This is a genomic window from Helicobacter pylori HUP-B14 (assembly GCF_000259235.1).
Lineage (GTDB): Bacteria > Campylobacterota > Campylobacteria > Campylobacterales > Helicobacteraceae > Helicobacter > Helicobacter pylori_CU.
Map to the genome: position 1 here is coordinate 1,187,091 of NC_017733.1, position 20,748 is coordinate 1,207,838.

Annotated in this window: 14 protein-coding genes and 5 tRNA genes; 2 read left to right on the forward strand and 17 right to left on the reverse strand. The window is 41.7% G+C overall.

What is annotated here, in order from left to right:
• Window positions 1-210: 210 nt before the first annotated feature.
• Complete coding sequence (locus HPB14_RS05655; protein WP_001187423.1) at window positions 211-1,200, forward strand: aldo/keto reductase; 990 nt, start codon at window positions 211-213, stop codon at window positions 1,198-1,200.
• Window positions 1,201-1,737: 537 nt separating this feature from the next.
• On the opposite strand, the gene fusA is transcribed toward HPB14_RS05655, so the two are convergent.
• The 17 genes from fusA to HPB14_RS05740 form a co-directional block, all read right to left on the reverse strand.
• Window positions 1,738-3,816, reverse strand: coding sequence for an elongation factor G (fusA, locus tag HPB14_RS05660; protein WP_000101867.1), 2,079 nt, complete (start codon window positions 3,814-3,816; stop codon window positions 1,738-1,740).
• An 11-nt stretch (window positions 3,817-3,827) separates the two neighbouring features.
• On the reverse strand, window positions 3,828-4,295 hold the full coding sequence (gene rpsG / locus HPB14_RS05665) for a 30S ribosomal protein S7 (RefSeq protein ID WP_001254357.1): 468 nt from the start codon (window positions 4,293-4,295) through the stop codon (window positions 3,828-3,830).
• A 15-nt stretch (window positions 4,296-4,310) separates the two neighbouring features.
• Window positions 4,311-4,718 (reverse strand): 30S ribosomal protein S12, encoded by a 408-nt coding sequence (rpsL, locus tag HPB14_RS05670; RefSeq protein WP_001142321.1) that lies wholly within the window; start codon window positions 4,716-4,718, stop codon window positions 4,311-4,313.
• Between the two features lie 88 nt (window positions 4,719-4,806).
• On the reverse strand, window positions 4,807-13,479 hold the full coding sequence (locus HPB14_RS05675; RefSeq protein ID WP_000037863.1) for a DNA-directed RNA polymerase subunit beta/beta': 8,673 nt from the start codon (window positions 13,477-13,479) through the stop codon (window positions 4,807-4,809).
• Between the two features lie 222 nt (window positions 13,480-13,701).
• A complete protein-coding gene (gene rplL, locus HPB14_RS05680; protein WP_001018223.1) occupies window positions 13,702-14,079 on the reverse strand; it encodes a 50S ribosomal protein L7/L12 in 378 nt (125 codons plus the stop codon).
• A 44-nt stretch (window positions 14,080-14,123) separates the two neighbouring features.
• Complete coding sequence (rplJ, locus tag HPB14_RS05685) at window positions 14,124-14,618, reverse strand: 50S ribosomal protein L10 (RefSeq protein ID WP_001171744.1); 495 nt, start codon at window positions 14,616-14,618, stop codon at window positions 14,124-14,126.
• 109 nt (window positions 14,619-14,727) lie between these two features.
• Window positions 14,728-15,432: a 50S ribosomal protein L1 gene (gene rplA, locus HPB14_RS05690; protein ID WP_001085839.1), complete on the reverse strand. Its 705-nt coding sequence runs from the start codon at window positions 15,430-15,432 to the stop codon at window positions 14,728-14,730.
• Between the two features lie 44 nt (window positions 15,433-15,476).
• Complete coding sequence (rplK, locus tag HPB14_RS05695; RefSeq protein WP_001085997.1) at window positions 15,477-15,902, reverse strand: 50S ribosomal protein L11; 426 nt, start codon at window positions 15,900-15,902, stop codon at window positions 15,477-15,479.
• Between the two features lie 17 nt (window positions 15,903-15,919).
• Window positions 15,920-16,447, reverse strand: a complete 528-nt coding sequence (nusG, locus tag HPB14_RS05700; RefSeq protein ID WP_001846772.1) for a transcription termination/antitermination protein NusG — start codon at window positions 16,445-16,447, stop codon at window positions 15,920-15,922.
• A 30-nt stretch (window positions 16,448-16,477) separates the two neighbouring features.
• Window positions 16,478-16,657 carry a preprotein translocase subunit SecE gene (gene secE / locus HPB14_RS05705; protein WP_000362122.1) on the reverse strand — a complete coding sequence of 60 codons (180 nt, stop codon included), beginning with the start codon at window positions 16,655-16,657 and terminating at the stop codon, window positions 16,478-16,480.
• A 142-nt stretch (window positions 16,658-16,799) separates the two neighbouring features.
• Window positions 16,800-16,875: transfer RNA gene (locus tag HPB14_RS05710), tRNA-Trp, on the reverse strand.
• A gap of 39 nt (window positions 16,876-16,914) precedes the next feature.
• The gene (gene rpmG, locus HPB14_RS05715) at window positions 16,915-17,073 is read right to left on the reverse strand and encodes a 50S ribosomal protein L33 (RefSeq protein ID WP_000865161.1); all 159 of its coding nucleotides are present in this window, start codon (window positions 17,071-17,073) and stop codon (window positions 16,915-16,917) included.
• A 33-nt stretch (window positions 17,074-17,106) separates the two neighbouring features.
• Window positions 17,107-18,306 carry an elongation factor Tu gene (gene tuf / locus HPB14_RS05720; protein ID WP_001040581.1) on the reverse strand — a complete coding sequence of 400 codons (1,200 nt, stop codon included), beginning with the start codon at window positions 18,304-18,306 and terminating at the stop codon, window positions 17,107-17,109.
• Between the two features lie 126 nt (window positions 18,307-18,432).
• Window positions 18,433-18,507, reverse strand: a tRNA-Thr gene (locus HPB14_RS05725).
• A gap of 30 nt (window positions 18,508-18,537) precedes the next feature.
• Window positions 18,538-18,614, reverse strand: a tRNA-Gly gene (locus tag HPB14_RS05730).
• A 16-nt stretch (window positions 18,615-18,630) separates the two neighbouring features.
• A tRNA-Tyr gene (locus tag HPB14_RS05735) sits at window positions 18,631-18,715 on the reverse strand.
• Window positions 18,716-18,742: 27 nt separating this feature from the next.
• Window positions 18,743-18,818: transfer RNA gene (locus tag HPB14_RS05740), tRNA-Thr, on the reverse strand.
• 171 nt (window positions 18,819-18,989) lie between these two features.
• Between HPB14_RS05740 and HPB14_RS05745 the strand changes: the two genes are divergently transcribed.
• On the forward strand, window positions 18,990-20,744 hold the full coding sequence (locus tag HPB14_RS05745; protein WP_041199450.1) for an ABC transporter ATP-binding protein/permease: 1,755 nt from the start codon (window positions 18,990-18,992) through the stop codon (window positions 20,742-20,744).
• Window positions 20,745-20,748 lie beyond the last annotated feature (4 nt).

A 20,748-nucleotide genomic window follows, 5' to 3' on the forward strand; every position in this document is an offset into this window, starting at 1 on the left:
TCCCTGTGATGATCTTAAAAGCGAGAGAATTATATTTTTCAAAAGTAAACGAATAGAAACCAATCAAATTTTTGATTGGTTTGGTGGTTTTGCTGCCTTAAAAAAACTACAATACAAAAAACTTGATAAATTATCTTTGGTTTTAGAAAGTTTGACAAAAAATTAAGATTCGGCTACACTAAAAAAACAGTATGAAATCAAGGAGTTTGTATGCAACAGCGTCATTTAGGCCCTTTAAAAGTGAGTGCGTTAGCTCTAGGGTGCATGGGCATGACTTATGGGTATGGGGAAGTCCATGATAAAAAGCAGATGGTTAAACTTATCCATAAGGCTTTGGAATTGGGTATTAACTTTTTTGACACTGCAGAGGCTTATGGGGAAGATAATGAAAAGCTTTTAGGCGAAGCGATCAAGCCTTTTAAAGACAAGGTTGTGGTAGCGAGCAAGTTTGGGATTTACTACGCAGATCCTAATGACAAATACGCAACCATGTTTTTAGACTCCAGTCCTAACCGCATTAAGAGCGCCATTGAAGGGAGTTTGAAACGCTTAAAAGTAGAATGCATTGATTTATACTACCAACACCGCATAGATACTAACACGCCCATAGAAGAAGTGGCAGAAGTTATGCAAGCTCTTATTAAAGAAGGAAAAATTAAAGCTTGGGGGATGAGTGAGGCAGGGTTATCTAGCATCCAAAAAGCCCATAAAATTTGCCCTTTAAGCGCGTTGCAGAGCGAATATTCCTTGTGGTGGCGCGAACCTGAAAAAGAGATTTTAGGTTTTTTAGAAAAAGAAAAAATTGGCTTTGTCGCTTTTTCGCCTTTGGGTAAGGGGTTTTTAGGCGCGAAATTTGAAAAAAATGCCACTTTCGCTAGTGAGGATTTTAGAAGCGTTTCTCCTAGGTTTAATCAAGAAAATCTAGCCAAAAATTATGTCTTGGTGGAATTAATCCAAGATCATGCACACGCTAAAGGCGTTACACCAGCCCAACTGGCTCTCTCGTGGATTTTGCACACGCAAAAAATCATTGTCCCTCTCTTTGGCACCACCAAAGAATCCAGGCTCATAGAAAATATAGGGGCTTTGCAGGTTTCTTGGAGTCAAAAAGAATTGGAGATTTTCCAAAAAGAATTGACTACAATCAAAATAGAAGGGGCCCGCTACCCTGAAAGAATCAATAAAATGGTGAATCAATAAAAGTATTGGGTATTTATAATTGCATTGGCTCTTTTAAAAGAGGTCAGTGTGTTTTTATCCCCTTAACAAACTTTTTAAGGCATTTTAACAAGGCTTTGTTTTAAAAGGCTTTGTTTTAATAAAAAATTGATTATAAAAATTTGAAAAATACCAAAAAGCGTTTTTTAAGACTGAATACAAAAGAGTTTGTTGTTAGTCAAGCGGAATTTCTTGTAAGGCGATCTATGAATTAGGGGATTTTTAAAGAGCATTGCTACAAAACACCCCCTAACCCCTTAAGAAAACGAATTCCACCATGAAATAAAATCTAAAACGATTAAACGAAGCAACCAAAACCCCATTTTTAAAAAATTAAAAAGTTTTAATTATTCTTGTTTGACAAGAGAGCCAAAAAATAATCTTATAGCAAACTAAAAAAGGTCATTAGAGAGATAAAAAGGGATAAAAACACTCAAAAAGTCTTTTTAAATCCAAAAGAGAAAAAATTTAAACAGCACCTATAACACCCCCTAAAAATAAGAGAGCGTTATTACAAAATCAGCCTTTGCGCTTTTCTACAATTTCCTTAGCGATATTGCTAGGCACTTCGCCATAATGATCAAACTCCATGGAGTAAGTCCCACGCCCTTGGGTAGCTGATCGTAAATCCGTAGAATAGCCAAACATTTCCACCAACGGCACAAAAGCGTTCACGATTTTCAAGCCTAATCTATCGTCCATAGAATTGATTTGCCCTCTTCTTCTATTCAAATCGCCAATCACATCGCCCATGTATTCTTCAGGGACTTCCACTTCCACTTTCATCATAGGCTCTAGTAAAACCGGGTTAGCCGCACGACTCGCTTCTTTAAACGCCATAGAGCCAGCGATTTTAAACGCCATTTCTGAAGAATCCACATCATGGTAGCTCCCATCATAAAGGGTAACTTTAAAATCCACCACCGGATAGCCCGCCAAAACGCCATTTTGCATCGCTTCTTGGATACCCTTATCCACCGCAGGGATATATTCTTTAGGGATCACGCCCCCAGAAATTTCATTCACAAATTCATACCCACTGCCAGGCTCTTTAGGCTCAAGCTTGATAAACACATGCCCGTATTGCCCACGACCACCGCTTTGCTTAGCGTATTTATGCTCTTTGCTCACGCTTGAGCGGATAGTTTCTCTAAAGGCGACTTGCGGCTGACCGATTTCAGCTTCCACCTTAAATTCTCTCTTCAACCTATCCACGATGATTTCTAGGTGCAATTCACCCATACCACCAATAAGGGTTTGCCCAGTTTCTTCTTGAGTCATCACCCTAAAGCTTGGATCCTCTTCAGCGAGCTTGCCTAACGCTACGCCCATTTTTTCCTGGTCTGCCTTAGTCTTAGGCTCTACAGCGATGTGAATGACCGGCTCAGGAAATTCCATCCTCTCTAAAACGACCGCATTCTTTTCATCGCAAAGCGTGTCCCCAGTTAGCGTGTCTTTTAAGCCCACAAACGCACAAATCTCACCCGCATAAACTTCTTTAATGTCTTCCCTCTTATTGGAGTGCATTTTAAGCAGTCTTCCCACGCGCTCTTTTTTGTCTTTGGTGGAGTTATACACATAGCTACCGGACTCTAGCTTGCCACGATACACGCGCACAAAAGTGAGTTGACCCACAAAAGGATCCGTCATGATTTTAAACGCCAAACCGGCAAACTCGCCATCATCGCTGGATTTCACAAAAACTTCTTCTTCGGTTTTTGGATCAATCCCCTTAATATCCACAACCTCCGTAGGCGCTGGCAAGTAATCAATGACCGCGTCTAATAAAGTCTGCACGCCTTTATTTTTAAAAGAAGAACCGCAAAGCATAGGGACAAGGCTCATGTTCAAACAACCTGTTTTAATGCCTTTTTTGATTTCTTCAATATCCAATTCTTCACCACCCAAATACTTTTCCATTAAGGCTTCATCTTGCTCAGCTACGGCTTCTACAAGCTTTTCTCGGTATTGTTTAGCCTTTTCTAACAAATCGCTAGGGATTTCTTCCACATCGTATTTGGCCCCCATGGTTTCATTATTCCAAACAATCGCTTTCATTTGGACTAAATCAATCACGCCAATGAAAGTGTCTTCAGCCCCAATAGGGATATTAATAGGCACAGGATTAGCTTTCAAGCGTTGCTTGATCTGGTTTTCCACATTATAGAAATTCGCCCCAATCCTATCCATTTTATTGACAAAAACAATCCTAGGCACGCCGTATTTATTCGCTTGACGCCACACGGTCTCGCTTTGAGGCTGCACACCCCCCACCGAGCAAAACACCGAAACCGCACCATCTAGCACGCGCATGGATCGTTCCACTTCAATAGTGAAATCCACATGCCCTGGGGTGTCAATCAAATTGATTTGGTGATCCTTCCAAAAGCAAGTCGTTGCCGCAGAAGTGATAGTGATCCCTCTTTCTTTTTCTTGCTCCATCCAGTCCATTGTCGCCGCGCCGTCATGCACTTCGCCAATTTTATGACTCACGCCTGTATAGAATAAAATCCTTTCAGAAGTGGTGGTTTTCCCAGCATCAATGTGAGCGGCGATACCGATATTCCTGATCCTATTTAATGGGGTTTTTCTAGCCATTCTAACTCCAATTACCAGCGGTAGTGCGCGAACGCTTTATTCGCTTCTGCCATTTTATGCACATCTTCTTTTTTCTTAAAAGCCGCACCCTTATCGCTAGCCGCATCCATAAGCTCGTTAGCCAGTCTATCCACCATCATTCTTTCATTACGTTTTCTGGTCGCTTCTAAAATCCAACGAATAGATAGCGACTGCTGGCGGCTCGCTCTCACTTCTACCGGCACTTGATAGGTAGCCCCACCCACTCTTCTGCTGCGCACTTCCACTAAAGGACGCACTCTTTCTAGGGCTTTTTCAAACACTTCAATCCCTTTTTCACCGCTTTTTTCTTCAATCTTATTAAAAGCTTTGTAGATGATTTTTTCCGCTACGCTTTTCTTGCCGTCGAACATCATCTTATTGATAAACTTAGTAACCACTTTGTTCCCATAAACAGGATCGCCCAAAACCTCCCTAACGGGTGCTTTTCTTCTTCTCATGTTTTTATTTTCCTCTTATTTTTTCTTGTTGTCTGTTGCTTTCTTGTCGGTCGCTTTAGCTTTTTTAGTCCCATATTTAGAGCGTGAAACCGTTCTTTTATTGACCCCTGCAGTGTCTAAAGCACCACGAACAATGTGGTATTTCACACCGGGTAAATCCTTAACCCTACCCCCACGCACTAACACAATGGAGTGTTCTTGCAAGTTATGCCCTTCACCAGGGATGTAACTGATCACTTCAAATTTACTGGTCAAACGGACCTTAGCGACCTTTCTTAAAGCCGAGTTAGGCTTTTTAGGGGTAGTCGTATAAACCCTAGTACAAACCCCTCTTCTTTGAGGGCATTCCACTAATGCAGGTGATTTCGTTTTTTTAACCACCTTTTTCCTTTCTTTTCTAATCAACTGATTGATAGTAGGCACTATTTTTCCTTATTCTAAAAATTTAAAACTAAAAGTTCTCCCATTTTACCCTAATTTTTCTTTTAAAAATCTTAACCGATTTTTTATATCAAAATTTAGAGTTATCCTCAAGCGCTCTCAGCACGATTTTTTTATTTTTATACATGCCCGTTCCCACAGGAATCATCCTTCCTAACACCACATTTTCTTTCAGATCCTCTAAAAAGTCTTTTTTCATCGCAATACTGGCTTCTGTTAAAACTTTAGTCGTTTCTTGAAAAGAGGCCGCTGAAATGATGCTATCGCTCCCAATAGCCGCTCTAGTGATCCCTAAAAGCACCGGTTCAGCAATCGCCGGCTCGCCTTTTAAAGCGATCACACGAGCGTTTTCTTCTTTGAAGAGTTTTTTACTGACCAAATCCCCTTCAATAAACTTGCTATCCCCGCTGTCTAAAATACGCACTTGCCTTAACATTTGAGACACAATGATTTCAATGTGTTTGTCCGCAATGCTTACCCCCTGCCTGCGATACACTTGCTGGACTTCGCTCACAATGTATTTATAAAGCTCTTTTTCGCCACTGATCCTTAAAATATCATGGCTTGAGATTACTCCATCTGTCATCGCTTCTCCTGCATGCACAAATTCATCAGCATGCACTAGAATTTGCTTGCCTTTATCCACAAAATAATCCATGGAACGGCCATCTTTAGAGGTTACGATGATGTGTTCTTTATTACGGATAGATTTACCAAAACTCACAATCCCATCAACCTCAGAAAGGATCGCCACATCTTTAGGTTTAGGCTTTCTCGCTTCAAACAATTCCGAAACCCTTGGGAGACCCCCAGTAATATCCCTGGATTTAACGGTCGCTTTAGGGATTTTCGCTAACACTTCAGCTTGCTCCACGCTAGAGCCATCGCTAATAGCGATAGAAGTTTTTGGCTCTAGGAAATAACGCGCTTCTTCGCCATTAGCCCCCTCTAAGAACAAGCTTGGTTTGTACCCGCTTGGGATGTAATCATTCACCACTAAATTGGTGATACCGGTATTTTCGTCTTCTTTTTCAGCGACCGTAACCCCTGCGATAACATCCACAAAACTCACCTTACCTTTAAAGTCCGCAATGATAGGGGTGTTGTAAGGATCCCATGTGGCAATCGTTTTGAAAGTGTTAGTCGTGGGTTTAGAAATCACGCTATTAGCGCTCACTTCACTATTATCATCAATCAAGATCTCAGAACCCCTAGCGATATAATGGCGAGCGGCTTCCCTACCATTATCATCAGCTATCACCGCAAACAAGCCTTTTTCGCTCACCATATCGCCCTTTTTGATCCCATGGGTGCGCTCTAAATGGTTAGCCTCTAAAACATAGTATTTGATTGCACCTTTTTCTTTGGCATACACGTCTTGCGCAATAGGGTCATTATCCTTGACTAGCAATTCGCTCGCATAAGGGATGCGATTAGGCACATTCCAGCCCTCTTGGATAATATCAGCAATACTTCCCCCCTTATGCACCTTATGCCCATTAGCATAAGGCAAATACACTTTCCCTTCAATCTTACCGCCAACGCCGGCTAATTCGCTTGGCTTGACAATATCGCTTCTTCTTAAAACGAATTTAGCTTCTTGATCGCCATTTTTCACGCTCACAACGACTTCTTCATAGACCGTTTCAATGCGTAATTCCCCATCAAAAGGTGCTTTAATCTTAGGCTCTACCACTAAAATAGAAGCGTTACGGCGGTTAGCGATAATGTTTTTACCCTCTTTATTCGTGTAAGTCCTAAGGTTATAAAAACGCACAAAACCTTCTTTGCTCGCTACAATTTCGCGCTCATCCTGACTCCTGCTCGCTGTCCCGCCCACATGGAAAGTCCTTAAAGTGAGCTGCGTTCCAGGCTCCCCGATAGATTGCGCGGCTACCACGCCCACCGCTTCACCCGGATAACTCATCTTGCCTTCGCCTAAATTCAAGCCATAGCATTTCGCGCACACGCCCTTTGGCGCTTTACAAGTTACTGGGGTGCGGATCGTAATGGATTTAATCCCGGCTTCAACCACCTTTTTAGCGCCCTCTTCATCAATCAAAGTGTCCGCATAAAGCAAGATTTCATTCGTAATGGGATCGATCACATCTTCTAATAAAACGCGCCCAAAAATACGCTCTTCTAAAGGTTCAATCAGCTCACTCCCCACCGCAATATCCGTGATTTCAATCCCTTCATGCGTGCCGCAATCATCAGACACCACCTTGACATTTTGCGAAACATCAATGAGCTTTCTTGTCAAATACCCCGCATTGGCTGTTTTTAGTGCTGTATCTGCTAAGCCCTTTCTAGCGCCATGGGTGGAGTTAAAGTATTCTAAGACATTCAACCCCTCTTTAAAGTTAGAAATAATGGGCGTTTCAATGATACTGCCGTCCGGCTTTGTCATAAGACCCCTCATCGCTGAAAGCTGGCGGATTTGCGCCGAGCTACCCCTTGCGCCGCTATCTGCCATCATATAAATAGAGTTAAAGCCCTCTTTATCTTTTGCGATAGCGGTCATCATTTCTTTACTCATTTTGTCATTGACTTCAGTCCAAGTGTCAATGATCTTATTGTAACGCTCTTGGTCAGTGAGCAACCCTTGATCGTATTGTTGCTGGATTTTTTTAACCTCTACTTTGGCTTTTTCCACCATTTTTTGCTTGTCTTTGGGCGTGATAATATCTTCCATAGAGATAGAAATACCAGCCTTAGTCGCATACCTAAAGCCAAGCGTTTTTAAATTATCCAAAAAGGTTGCAGTAATGCCGATACCGCCGACTTTATGCACATAATCCACAAGCACGCCAATATCTTTTTTCTTCATGGGTCTGTTCCACAAATCCGTAGGGATAAAATCAGGCAAAATAGACTTAATGATCATGCGCCCCGCGCTCGTAGCGATAATATTCCCTTGATCTAAAACCCTAATCTTTGCGTGGATGTCTAATTCTTTCGTGTCAATAGCGGTGATGATTTCATTCACGCTAGAGAAAAGCTTATGTTCGCCCTTGACCCCGCTCTTTTCTAAAGAAAGATAATAAAGCCCTAAAACCATATCCTGGCTAGGAATGGCTACGGCTTTACCGCTAGCGGGCAGAAGGATATTCATAGAGCTTAACATCAGCACCTTGCATTCAGCGATCGCTTCTTGGCTTAAAGGCACATGCACCGCCATTTGGTCCCCGTCAAAATCGGCGTTAAACGCTGAACACACTAACGGGTGCAACTGGATCGCTTTGCCGTCAATCAGCTTTGGATGGAACGCTTGAATGGATTGCTTGTGCAAGGTAGGAGCGCGGTTGAGTAACACCGGATACCCCTCTGTGATTTCTTGCAAGCACTCCCACACTTCATTGCTTTTTTGTTCAATCATGCGTTTAGCTTGTTTGAGCGTGGTAGCATAGCCCCTCTCTTCAAGCTTGGATAACAAATGCGGTTTGAAGAGTTCTAACGCCATGTTTTTGGGCAACCCGCATTCATCCATTTTGAGATTAGGCCCAACCACAATCACGCTTCTGCCTGAAAAATCCACGCGCTTACCTAAAAGGTTTTGCCTGAAACGCCCTTGCTTGCCTTTAATGATCTCGCTGAGCGATTTTAAAGGGCGTTTGTTAGCCCCTTTAACCGCATTGGTGCTGCGGCCGTTATCAAAAAGCACATCCACGGCTTCTTGCAACATCCTTTTTTCATTGCGCACAATGATTTCTGGCGCCCCAAGCTCCATTAGGCGTTTCAAGCGTTGGTTACGATTGATGACACGACGATACAATTCATTCACATCGCTGACCGCAAACTTCCCGCCATCTAGCGCGACTAAAGGCCTTAAATCCGGTGGCAATACCGGTAAAACCGTAAGCATCATCCATTCAGGCCTGTTACCAGAATTTAAAAAGCTTTCTACCACTTTCAAACGCTTAATGAGTTTTTTCTTTTTCGCATCAGAATTGGTATCTTTCACTTCTTCTTTCAAACTCTGCAATAAGGTGATCAAATCAATTTCTTCTAACAAATCCTTGATCGCTTCACCGCCCATTTGCGCTACAAAGCCCCTATCTTCGTATCTTCGTGAGATATTTTGATACTGCTCTTCATTCAAAATATCGTATTTCATCACAAGCTTAGCGCCTTCATTGTCATAAGCGGCTTCGCCTGGCTCTTTAACGATATAAGCTTCATAATACAACACGCGCTCTAAGTCTTTCATCTTAACGCCCAAAAGCGTGCCGATACGGCTAGGCAAGGAATTGACATACCAGATATGCGCTACAGGAGTGGCCAATTCAATATGCCCCATTCTAAAACGCCTGACTTTGGAGTGCGTGATCGCCACGCCGCATTTTTCGCATGTGCCAATGTCTTTGAAGCGAGGCTTTCTGTATTTACCGCACAAGCATTCATAATCTTTAGTAGGGCCAAAGATTTTCATGCAAAACAAGCCGTCTCGTTCAGGTTTTAGGGTGCGATAATTGATCGTTTCTGGCTTTTTAACTTCCCCATAACTCCAAGAATGGATTTTTTCAGGGCTGGCTAGAGTGAGCTGGAAAGAGCTAAAGTCTTTAGGCCTGTCATCTTCTTTAATGACAATGGGTTTAGGCACTCCATCTTCATCCACATCGTCCCCAAAAATATTAATATCCAAAGCGAGCGATTGCAATTCTTTAGTCAAAACATAGAAAGTCTCAGGGATTTCGCTCTCGCCCACTTGCTCACCCTTAGCGATAGCCCTATAAGCGTTCTCTCTGCCTCTAATATCATCGGATTTAATGGTGAGCATTTCTTTTAGAGTGTGCGCTGCACCATAAGCTTCTAGCGCCCATACTTCCATTTCCCCAAACCTTTGACCCCCAAAGAGCGCTTTACCCCCCACAGGCTGGTGCGTTACTAAGCTATAAGGGCCTGTGCTTCTGGCATGGACTTTTTCATCCACTAAATGGTGGAGTTTGATCATATACATATAGCCCACATTCACGCGCTCCCTCATTTTCTCGCCGGTGCGCCCATCATACAGATCCATTTTGCCATCCATAGCGATCTTGGCTAATTCAAACAGCTTGTAAAATTTTTCTTGCGAGATGCCTTCAAACACAGGGATAGCCATCTTAACGCCCTTGCTCCAATCTTTAGCGTATTCCAAAAGCTCTTCATCAGAGCAACTCTCAAGCACATGGATTGTCAAGGGGTCTTTTTCATTAATGGCGTTAGCGATTTCTAGCATTTTAGCACGCAATTCTTTGGCAAAATCTTTGGTTTTATCCTCTAGCATGCTAGCGATTTGTTTCCCAAACTCTTTCCCCACTAAGCCTAAATGCATTTCTAAAATCTGCCCGATATTCATGCGGCTTGGCACGCCTAAAGGGTTTAAGACAATATCCACAGGCTCGCCATCAGCGGTATAAGGCATATCCGCAACCGGCACGATATTAGACACAATCCCTTTATTCCCATGCCTTCCTGCCATTTTATCGCCCACTTTAAGCTTTCGTTTTGTAGCGATATAGAGCTTGACTTTTTTGATCACGCCATTAGGCAAAATATCATCTTTTTCTAAAATAGAGAGCTTTTCTTCATGCTCTTCGCCCAAAACTTTCTTTTGCTCTAAAAAATTGTTTTTAGTGATTTCATAGTGGTTTTGCACTTCTTTAGAATACTTTTTGACCAAACTAGCCAAAGTGAAGCGGTTGATTGAAGCGATTTCTTCTTTAGGGATTTGATCGCCTTCTTTATAATCCTTGCCGTTATGGCTGAAAGGCTCTTCTAAAATCGCTTGAGAAAGGAGCGAACTAACGCGCAACAATTCTTCTCTATTGAGCATGGTCAAGCGGTCAAAATGCTCCATATCAAGCTTGGCTTTTTCTTCTTCATACGCGCTCAAAACTCGCGCGTCTTTCTCATAGCCTTTTTTAGTGAAGACCTTCACGTCAATCACCGTGCCTTCCAAACTGGGGGGGCAATACAAACTCTTATTGACCACATGCCCGGCTTTATCCCCAAAAATAGCCCTTAAAAGCCGCTCTTCAGGCGTGCTTTTAATCTCGCCTTTAGGAGAAGTCTTACCCACTAAAATCATGCCAGCGCTCACATAAGTGCCGACTTTAACGATCCCGCTTTCATCAAGATGAGCGAGCGCTTCTTCTTTCACATCAGGAATATCAGCGGTAAATTCTTCCACGCCATGCTTAAGCTCTCTGGCATCCACTTCTTTTTCATAAATGTGCGTGGAAGTGAAAACATCGTCTTTAGTGATGCGCTCACTCACCACGATCGCGTCTTCAAAGTTATAGCCATTCCAAGGCATGAACGCCACGCGCACATTTTTCCCTAACGCCAACTCGCCTCTGTCCATGCTAGGGCCATCAGCGATGATTTGCCCAGCTTCCACTTTATCGCCCACTTTAACGATAGGGACTTGATTGAAACTGGTGTTTTGGTTGGTGCGCAAGTTTTTTTGCAAAGAATACGCGTCAATATAAGCCTCTTCTTTGCCTTCGCCTAAAATATAAATGTTTTTAGAATCAATTTTTTCTACAACGCCTGCGCGATTGGCCTTGATCGCCCCCCAAGAATCCCTAGCGATAATTTTTTCAATCCCTGTGCCTACAATGGGAGCGTCGCTTCTTAATAAAGGCACCGCTTGGCGTTGCATGTTAGTCCCCATTAGAGCGCGGTTAGCGTCATCATGCTCTAAGAAAGGAATGAGCGATGCGGCTACCCCTACTAGCATGCTAGAGCTTAGATCCATTAAGGTTACTTTGCTTTTTTCGTTTAAAACAATCTCGCCTTCCACGCGCGTTTCAATCAGATCGCCCAAAATATTACCCTCTTCATCAATGGGGGTGCTTGCGGGAGCGATGATGTGGCTGTCTTCTTGAATAGCGGTCAAATAAATCGTCTCACCCACTACCTTGCCATCCACAACCTTTTTATAAGGGGCTTCAATAAAGCCTAAATCATTCACTCTCGTGAAAGTGGAAAGGGTGTTGATCAAACCGATATTTTGACCTTCTGGGGTCTCAATGGGACAAATTCGGCCATAATGCGTGGGGTGCACATCCCTGGCTTCAAACCCTACCCTGTCTTTCACCAACCCCCCTTCACCGAGCGCTGAAAGGCGTCGTTTGTGCGTAACTTCACTCAAAGGGTTAGTTTGATCCATGAATTGCGAGAGCTGACCGCCCATGAAAAATTCCATGATCGTGCTGGTGATCATTTTAGAATTGACCAAGTCATGGGGCATGAGCGAATCAAAAGCCCCGCTCATGGTGGTGAGCTTGTCTTTAATGGTCTTTTGCATTTTCACCAAGCCTGAATGCAATTCATTGGCTAGTAATTCCCCAACGGCTCTGATCCTGCGATTGCCTAAGTGATCCCTATCATCAATCTTGCCCTGATTGTTTTTGATTCTCATGAGATATTTAACGGTGGTGATAATATCTTCATGCGTTAAAGTTGTGATGTAATCAGGCACATGCAAGCCTAACTTGTGATTCATTTTCATGCGCCCTACCATGGTCAAATCATAGCGTTCAGGGTCAAAGAAAAGTTTTTTGACAAACTGCTTAGCCACTTCAGTCGTAACGGGATCGCCTGGTTTCATAACCTTATGGATACGAATCGCCGCTAGAGCGTTTTCATCATCAATCTTTTCAGTTTGCTTGAGCAATTTCAAAGACTCATGATCGGCTGAGAAAGAATGGATAATGGAAGCGTCATGCCCTAACGCTAGATCGTTGATGATCACAAATTCTTGCACGCCTAGATCGTGGATTTTTTCTAGTCTGTTTTTATCCAACTGCGTGAGCATGTCCAATAAAACTTCTTTCCCTACCATAACAGGCTCAGCTAAATGGCGATTGAGTAAAATATCCATAGGGTATTCCACCCATTCTAAATGGTTTTCTTTAAGCTCTTTAATTTTCCTTGAAGTGAGCTTTTTACCCGCTAAAAGGATAATCTTGCCTTGAGGGTCTTTCAAGTCAAATTCCATTCTTTGATTGGCGTCTAATGAGGCAAACGGGATTAAATATTTATCGTTTTCATAACGTACTTTCACAAGCGGGTAGAACATTTTAATGATGTCTTGTTTTTGATAATCCATCGCCCTAAATAAAATGGTAACAGGCACTTTACGGCGTTTGTTGATACGAGCGTATAAAACATCTTTAGAATCGTATTCAAAATACAGCCACGAACCCCTATCAGGGATGATTTGCCCTGTGTAAATGAGCTTGTTTAAAGAAGTGCTAGATTCTTCTTCTTTGAAAATCACACCGGGGCTTCTGTGGAGCTGATTGACCACCACGCGCTCCACCCCATTGATAATAAATGAAGTGCGTTCTGTCATCAAAGGGATCTCACGAATGAAAATGCTTTGTTCTTTAATATCTTTGATGCCGTTCTTTTCGCCACTTTTGGTATCTTTTTCCCACAAGATCAAGCGCACTTTAATTTTGAGGGGGATAGAGTAGGTAATGCCCCTCTCCATCGCTTCTCTAACAGTGTATTTAGACTTGCCAAATTCGCAACCCGCGTATTCCAAAGTGATGCGGTTATGCTCATCTTGGATAGGGAAAATGGATTTAAAAACCTTTTCAATCCCGCTCTCTTTACCCTCTTTAGAATACAAGAAAGAATCATAGCTGTCTCGTTGTAATAATAATAAATTAGGAACTTCTAAATCTGTCGGGGTTTTTGTAAAATCAGCTCTCAAGCGGTTTTTTAGGGGAATTTTTTTTGACATATTTCAAGCCTTTGATCAAAAATTTTGAGTTATTTAATGCATTAATTCAAGTAAGCATTGCAAAAGGATCTTTAAACTTTAGAACCATCCATGATAAAAATACCAAAACCCACCTGCAATACTAACCACTTTAGGCTACACGCTCACAAACAAAATCATGGAGCAAAATCATCTGCCACACTAGAGCAGAGAAAGGCACAAAGACCTTTCTGTTTTTAAGTCTTACTTGACTTCAACCTTAGCACCTACTTCTTCAAGTTTCTTCTTGATGGTTTCAGCTTCTTCTTTATTCACGCCCTCTTTAAGCACATGAGGGGTTTTTTCGGTAGCGTCTTTAGCTTCTTTCAGGCCAAGCCCAGTGATTTCACGAACCACTTTAATCACCTTAATTTTTTCAGCACCGCTATCGGCTAAAATCACATTAAATTCGGTTTTTTCTTCGCTCTCAGCCGCTACACCGCCAGCTACAGCCGCACCCGCTACGACCGTTGGAGTCGCGCTCACGCCAAATTTTTCCTCAAACATTTTAACCAATTCAGCAAGCTCTAAAACGCTCAATGAACCAATATACTCTAACACTTCTTCTTTTGAAATTGCCATAATCCAATCCTTCAAATTTTTTTAATTAAAGCCATCATAGGCTCTTAGTTTTCTTCTTTCGCTTTACGCAAATTGTCTAAACCGGTCACAAAATAACGTGCCGGAGCCGTCCAAACAGAAAGCAACATTCCCATAAGCTCTTCTTTGCTTGGGAGTTTTGAAACCGCTTCCACATGAGCTACGCTAACGCTTTCTTTATCAAACAAGCCCGCTTTCAACACAAAGTGATCTTTATGCTCTTTTTGGAAATCAAACACAAGTTTAGAGAGAGCGATTTGATCACCGCCCCACAAAAACACATTGGTTTCTTTCAAATCCAAATCAGAATAGCCAGCCTCTTTCATGGCAATATGAGCGAGAGTGTTCTTAATCACTTGCACTTTAATGCCTTGATTGCGAGCCTTATTCCTTAAAGCTTCCAACTTTTTCACGCTAAGACCCTTATAATCGCAAATTAAAAGGACTTTGGCATCTGCAAATTGCGATTTTAAGTTAGCGACTAGCTCTACTTTATGCTGCCTTTGATGTTGTTTTTGCATCTTTTCCTCCTTTCTAGACTAGACCTCTGCAAGATTATCTTTTTAAAAAAAGAAATTTTAAGCTTTTTAGCTCTTGCGATCTTCAGCCTAAGATTAAAAACTCCTAACGCTATTTAATATCCATCAATTCCTGCGCGTCCAAACTCACTGAAGGCGACATGGTGAGCGAGAGAGCGGCGTTTCTAATATACTTGCCTTTCGCGCTACTGGGTTTTAGGCGGTTGATCGTTTTAACCAACTCAAGCATGTTTTCTTTGATTTTTTCTTCAGGAAAACTCGCTTTGCCAATAGGGGCATGAACATTGCCCTTTTTATCCACCCTGAAATTCACTTGACCGCTTTTAGCGTTACTGACCGCTTTAGCAATATCCATCGTAACGGTTCCGGTTTTAGGGTTTGGCATCAAACCCTTAGGGCCTAAAATCCTACCCACTTTACCGACAACCGCCATCATATCAGGCGTTGCAATCACCATGTCAAAATCAATGCGACCATTTTTGATTTCTTCAGCCAAATCGTCTCCGCCAACGACATCAGCCCCAGCGTTCTTGGCTTCATCTTGCTTAATATCTTTTGCAAAAACAGCCACCCTCACTTTTTTCCCTGTTCCATGAGGAAGCACCACCGCACCGCGCACCATTTGATCCGCATGCCTTGGATCAACCCCTAGTCTTAACGCTACTTCCACGGTTTCATCAAATTTGGCTGAAGCGAGAGATTTAACCACCTCTACGCCTTGCTCTACGCCATACGCTTTATCGTTTTGAATTTTAGAAAAAAGTTTTTCCAATCTCTTAAATACTTTTTTTGCCACGATTCTAATCCTTAAAAATTTCTTTCAATTCCAACAACACCCAATCAATCCACAACTTCTACGCCCATGCTCCTAGCACTGCCCATAACGATTTTTTTGGCCGCTTCCATGGTGCTTGTGTTTAAATCTTCCATTTTCAATTGTGCGATCTCTTCCACTTGCTTGTGGGTGAGCTTTGCAATTTTATTTTTGAGTGGGTTGTCAGAACCTTTTTCAACCCCAGAAGCTTTTTTGATCAAATCCGTTACCGGAGGCTTTTTAGTGATAAAGGTAAAACTCTTATCTTGATAAACCGTGATAATCACCGGGATATTAAAACTCCCCATGTCTTTAGTTCTCTCATTAAAAGCCTTACAAAATTCCATGATATTAACCCCTCTTTGACCCAACGCTGGCCCTACGGGAGGTGAAGGGTTTGCCTTACCGGCAGGGATTTGAAGTTTGATTTCTCCGACTACTTTTTTAGCCATGTTTTCTCCTTAAAAAGTTATATAATTTTTTCCACTTGCGAATGCAAAATCTCTATTGGAGTGTTCCTACCAAAAATAGAAACATTGAGCTTGAGTTTGCGGTGCTCCACATCATACTCTTCCACCGTAGCGGTAAAGTTCGCAAAAGGGCCTTCCACCACGCGCACCACTTCGCCTTGCTCAAAAAAGATTTTTGGCTTGGGGGCCGCTCGGTTATTCATTTTTTCTAGAATATGCCCAATATCCGCTTCACTCAATGGGGTTGGCTTTTTATTTTCTCCAATAAAACGGCTCACTCTTGGCAAAGATTGTATCTTATGCCACAAAACCGTATCTAAATCCACCTTAATAAAAACATACCCAGGATAAAGGCTTCGTTCCGTTACTTTCGTCTTGCTTTTTTTAGAAACCTCTATAATATCTTCAGTAGGTACAATGATCTCTTGTATCCTATCTCTTATATTATGGTCATTCGCTAGATTCTCAATCGCTTTCTTAACGGACTGCTCGCTCCCTGAATAAGTTTGTATAGCATACCAATCCATCATTATTCTCCTTAATTTAAAGCCACCAACCTATAGAACACTAGAGACAAAAGCCCCCAGAAAAAAATCCAACAAAGCTAAAAACAGCGTGATAGCACTCACCACCACCAAAACAGAAACAAGCGCGTTGCGTATCTGCTCCTTAATAGGAAATATCACTTTAGAAAGCTCTTCTCTAGCTAATTTATATTGCATGAGCCATTTATCCATAGTTTCTTTTCGCCCTCACTTAAACTTCATACATTTATACATTAAAAGAATTTTCAATTTTATCCAAAATAGCTTAAACTAAAATTAAAAAATTCAAAAACAATCCAATTGAAACAAAAATTTGATAGAATAAATTAGTAGATGGCAGGCCAGGAGGGACTCGAACCCCCAACAACCGGTTTTGGAGACCGACGCTCTACCATTGGAGCTACTGACCTAACCTCCCCTCCTTTTAAATCACAACACAAAAGAAAGAACTAGCTCTTCAATTTGATTTCTTTATGAAGAGTGTGTTTGTTTTCCCTTGGGCAGAACTTCTTAAGCTCCAGTTTTTCAGTGTTAGTTTTAGCGTTCTTGGTTGTGCTGTAATTGATGTCTTCACAATCAGAACACTTCACCCCTATTTTAACTTTCATAATGACCCTTTATGGTAACTCTTTTTGCTAATATTATTCAATAATATTGCTCACAACACCAGCACCAACGGTCCTACCGCCTTCACGAATCGCAAATTTAGTTCCCAACTCTAACGCAACAGGGCTAATCAACTCTACAGTGATTTTAACATTATCGCCAGGCATAACCATTTCTACGCCTTCAGGAAGAGTGATAGAGCCAGTCACATCAGTTGTGCGCACATAGAATTGCGGACGGTAATTGGTGAAGAATGGAGTGTGTCTCCCGCCTTCTTCTTTAGAAAGGACATAAATTTCTCCCTCAAATTTCTTGTGCGGAGTGATAGAACCTGGTTTGCATAGAACCATACCGCGTTCTACTTCTTCTTTTTTAGTTCCTCTCAAAAGCACGCCCACATTATCGCCGGCTTCACCTTTTTCTAATTCTTTTCTAAACATTTCCACACCGGTTACAGTCGTTTTTTGTGTAGCTCTGATACCAACGATTTCCACTTCATCGCCTACTTTCACCACACCTCTTTCAATCCTACCTGTAACCACAGTTCCTCTACCCGCAATAGAGAACACATCTTCAACCGGCATCAAGAAAGTTTTTTCAGTGTCTCTTTCTGGAGTAGGGATATAGGAATCCACTTCAGCCATGAGTTTAAGCACTTTTTCACCCCATTCACCCACATTGCCAGCCTTTGCTTCTTCTAAAGCTCTTAAAGCTGAACCCGCTACGATAGGAGTGTCATCGCCAGGGAATTCATACGCGCTCAACAACTCGCGCACTTCCATTTCTACAAGCTCTAACAATTCTTGGTCATCTACCATGTCTTGTTTGTTTAAGAAAACAACGATGTGAGGCACGCCTACTTGACGAGACAATAAGATATGCTCTCTGGTTTGAGGCATGGGGCCATCAGCTGCAGAAACAACCAAAATCGCTCCATCCATTTGCGCCGCACCGGTGATCATGTTTTTTACATAGTCAGCGTGTCCTGGGCAATCCACATGCGCGTAGTGTCTGTTTTCAGTCTCATATTCAATGTGAGAAGTAGCGATAGTGATCCCTCTTTCTTTTTCTTCAGGGGCGTTATCAATATTGTCATAGTCTTTCATTTCTGCAAGACCTTTCAAAGAAAGCACCGCTGAAATCGCTGCGCTCAAAGTCGTTTTACCATGGTCTACATGCCCAATGGTTCCAATATTAACATGCGGCTTAGTTCTATTAAACTTTTCTTTTGCCATTTGTATTTCTCCTTAATTTTTTGAAATGGATTTTAGAATTATACTAAACAAAATCCTAAGTATTCCTAAATGCTACTACAAAATTTAAGACATTTTTGTCTTATCGCCATTCAAGAGATTATAAACTGGAGCCTATAAGCGGAATTGAACCGCCGACCTCTTCCTTACCAAGGAAGTGCTCTGCCTCTGAGCTATATAGGCGTCTCAAAAACTAAAATGTTGTCCTAAAAATGGAGCGGGAAACGGGACTCGAACCCGCGACCCTCAGCTTGGAAGGCTGATGCTCTAGCCAACTGAGCTATTCCCGCATCTATAAAACAAACATGGTGGTGAGACGTGGATTCGAACCACGGAAGACATAGTCAGCAGATTTACAGTCTGCCCTCGTTGGCCACTTGAGTATCTCACCAAAAACTTTGCAAAATAACATTTTAACTGGAGCTGGCTAAGGGACTTGAACCCCCGACCTGCTGCTTACAAGGCAGCTGCTCTACCAACTGAGCTAAGCCAGCGACTAAATTAAATAATCAAAGACTTGGGATTATAGCAGTTTTATACTTAATTTGTCAAGAAATGATGACAGAAAGCTAAATTATTCGTATGGCGCAGAGCATGGTTAAAATTTTAGCTATAATCTAGCTCAATTTGGCTTAACACAGCTCAAACTTATTGCATATAAAAGAATTTATGGACACTTAAATTATGGCGAAAAAAAACATAAAATTCCTACTTTAAAATATTTTTTGCGTTCTTTAAAGCAAATCTATAGGCTCATCACTTTCAAGGAAAAAATGATTTTTTTCCTGCTTGTGTTGATGGCTGTTTTTTCTTCTTTTGTGGAAGTGATGTCCCTAACTCTTCTGATGCCTTTTATCACTCTCGCTTCCGATCCTAGCAGGGCTTTAGACGATAAAGACTGGAAAATGGTCTATGATTTTTTCCATTTTTCATCTCCCGTTCGTCTCATGTATTTCTTTAGTTTCTGTTTGGTGGGGATTTATTTGTTTAGGATGTTTTATGGGGTGTTTTTTACCTATTTAAGAGGGCGTTTTTCCAATAAAAAAGCTTATCAAATCAAGCAACAACTTTTCTTGCAACACATCAAAAACAACTATTTATCGCACCTCAACCACAACCTGGATTCTTTAAGAGACATTATCAACAATAAAGCGGAGGGCATGTTTATGAGCTTTAACGCTTTTTTGAGTTTATTGACCGAAATAACCGTGATCGTTTTTTTCTATTCCACGCTCATATTGACTAATTGGAAAATAACGCTCGTTTTTACCACGATCCTCGCCTTACAAATTTTTTTTATTGTCAAAAAAGTCACCGTCCTTATCAAAAAAAAGGGTGAGATGGCCGCCAAATCCAAAGCGCAAACGCTTAAAGTCTTTTCAAAATTTTTCAGCAATTTCAAAATCACTAAACTTAAAGACAACCACGAAGAAGCCCACAAACTTTTTGGAGAAAATAGCCGTAAAGCCCATGACACTGAGATCATTTACTCCACTTTGCAAGTGGTCCCCAGGTATTCAATAGAAACCGTGGGCTTTAGTTTGTTGATTTTAGCGGTCGCTTACATCTTATTCAAATACGGCGAAGCTAGAATGGTGCTCCCTACCATCTCTATGTATGCCCTAGCGCTTTATCGCATACTCCCTTCTGTAACTGGAGTGATCAACTATTATAATGAAATCGCTTACAACCAGCTTGCGACCAATGTTGTTTTTAAAAGCCTTTCTAAGACCATTATTGAAGAGGATTTAGTCCCTTTAGACTTTAATGAAAAAATCACTCTCCAAAACATTTCATTCGCTTATAAGTCAAAACACCCGGTTTTGAAAAATTTTAATCTCACCATTCAAAGAGGTCAAAAAGTCGCTCTCATAGGCCATAGTGGGTGCGGGAAATCCACGCTGGCGGATATTATTATGGGGCTTACTTACCCTAAAAGCGGGGAAATTTTTATTGATAACACCCTTTTAACCAACGAAAACAGGCGCTCATGGCGTAAAAAAATAGGCTATATCCCCCAAAATATTTACCTTTTTGATGGCACTGTGGGGGATAATATCGCTTTTGGGAGTGCTATAGATGAAAAACGCTTGATTAAGGTGTGCAAAATGGCTCATATTTATGATTTTTTATGCGAGCATGAGGGCCTTAAAACCCAAGTGGGCGAAGGGGGCGCTAAGCTTAGCGGCGGTCAAAAACAGCGCATAGGCATTGCAAGAGCCTTATACGATAACCCTGAAATTTTGGTTTTAGATGAAGCCACTTCAGCCCTAGACAATGAAACCGAGAGTAAAATCATGGATGAAATCTATCAAATCGCTAAAAATAAAACCCTAATCGTTATCGCCCACCGCTTAAGCACGATTGAACGCTGTGAAGTCATCATTGACATGAGCCAGCACAAAGACAAGCTTGGCTAATCAA

Excerpts from the sequence above, each read along its gene's own strand:
- HPB14_RS05655 (WP_001187423.1), top strand. The coding sequence starts at position 211 with ATGCAACAGCGTCATTTAGGCCCTTTAAAAGTGAGTGCGTTAGCTCTA.
- fusA (WP_000101867.1), bottom strand. The coding sequence starts at position 3,816 with ATGGCTAGAAAAACCCCATTAAATAGGATCAGGAATATCGGTATCGCC.
- rpsG (WP_001254357.1), bottom strand. The coding sequence starts at position 4,295 with ATGAGAAGAAGAAAAGCACCCGTTAGGGAGGTTTTGGGCGATCCTGTT.
- HPB14_RS05675 (WP_000037863.1), bottom strand. The coding sequence starts at position 13,479 with ATGTCAAAAAAAATTCCCCTAAAAAACCGCTTGAGAGCTGATTTTACA.
- rplL (WP_001018223.1), bottom strand. The coding sequence starts at position 14,079 with ATGGCAATTTCAAAAGAAGAAGTGTTAGAGTATATTGGTTCATTGAGC.
- rplJ (WP_001171744.1), bottom strand. The coding sequence starts at position 14,618 with ATGCAAAAACAACATCAAAGGCAGCATAAAGTAGAGCTAGTCGCTAAC.
- rplK (WP_001085997.1), bottom strand. The coding sequence starts at position 15,902 with ATGGCTAAAAAAGTAGTCGGAGAAATCAAACTTCAAATCCCTGCCGGT.
- nusG (WP_001846772.1), bottom strand. The coding sequence starts at position 16,447 with ATGGATTGGTATGCTATACAAACTTATTCAGGGAGCGAGCAGTCCGTT.
- secE (WP_000362122.1), bottom strand. The coding sequence starts at position 16,657 with ATGGATAAATGGCTCATGCAATATAAATTAGCTAGAGAAGAGCTTTCT.
- rpmG (WP_000865161.1), bottom strand. The coding sequence starts at position 17,073 with ATGAAAGTTAAAATAGGGGTGAAGTGTTCTGATTGTGAAGACATCAAT.
- tuf (WP_001040581.1), bottom strand. The coding sequence starts at position 18,306 with ATGGCAAAAGAAAAGTTTAATAGAACTAAGCCGCATGTTAATATTGGA.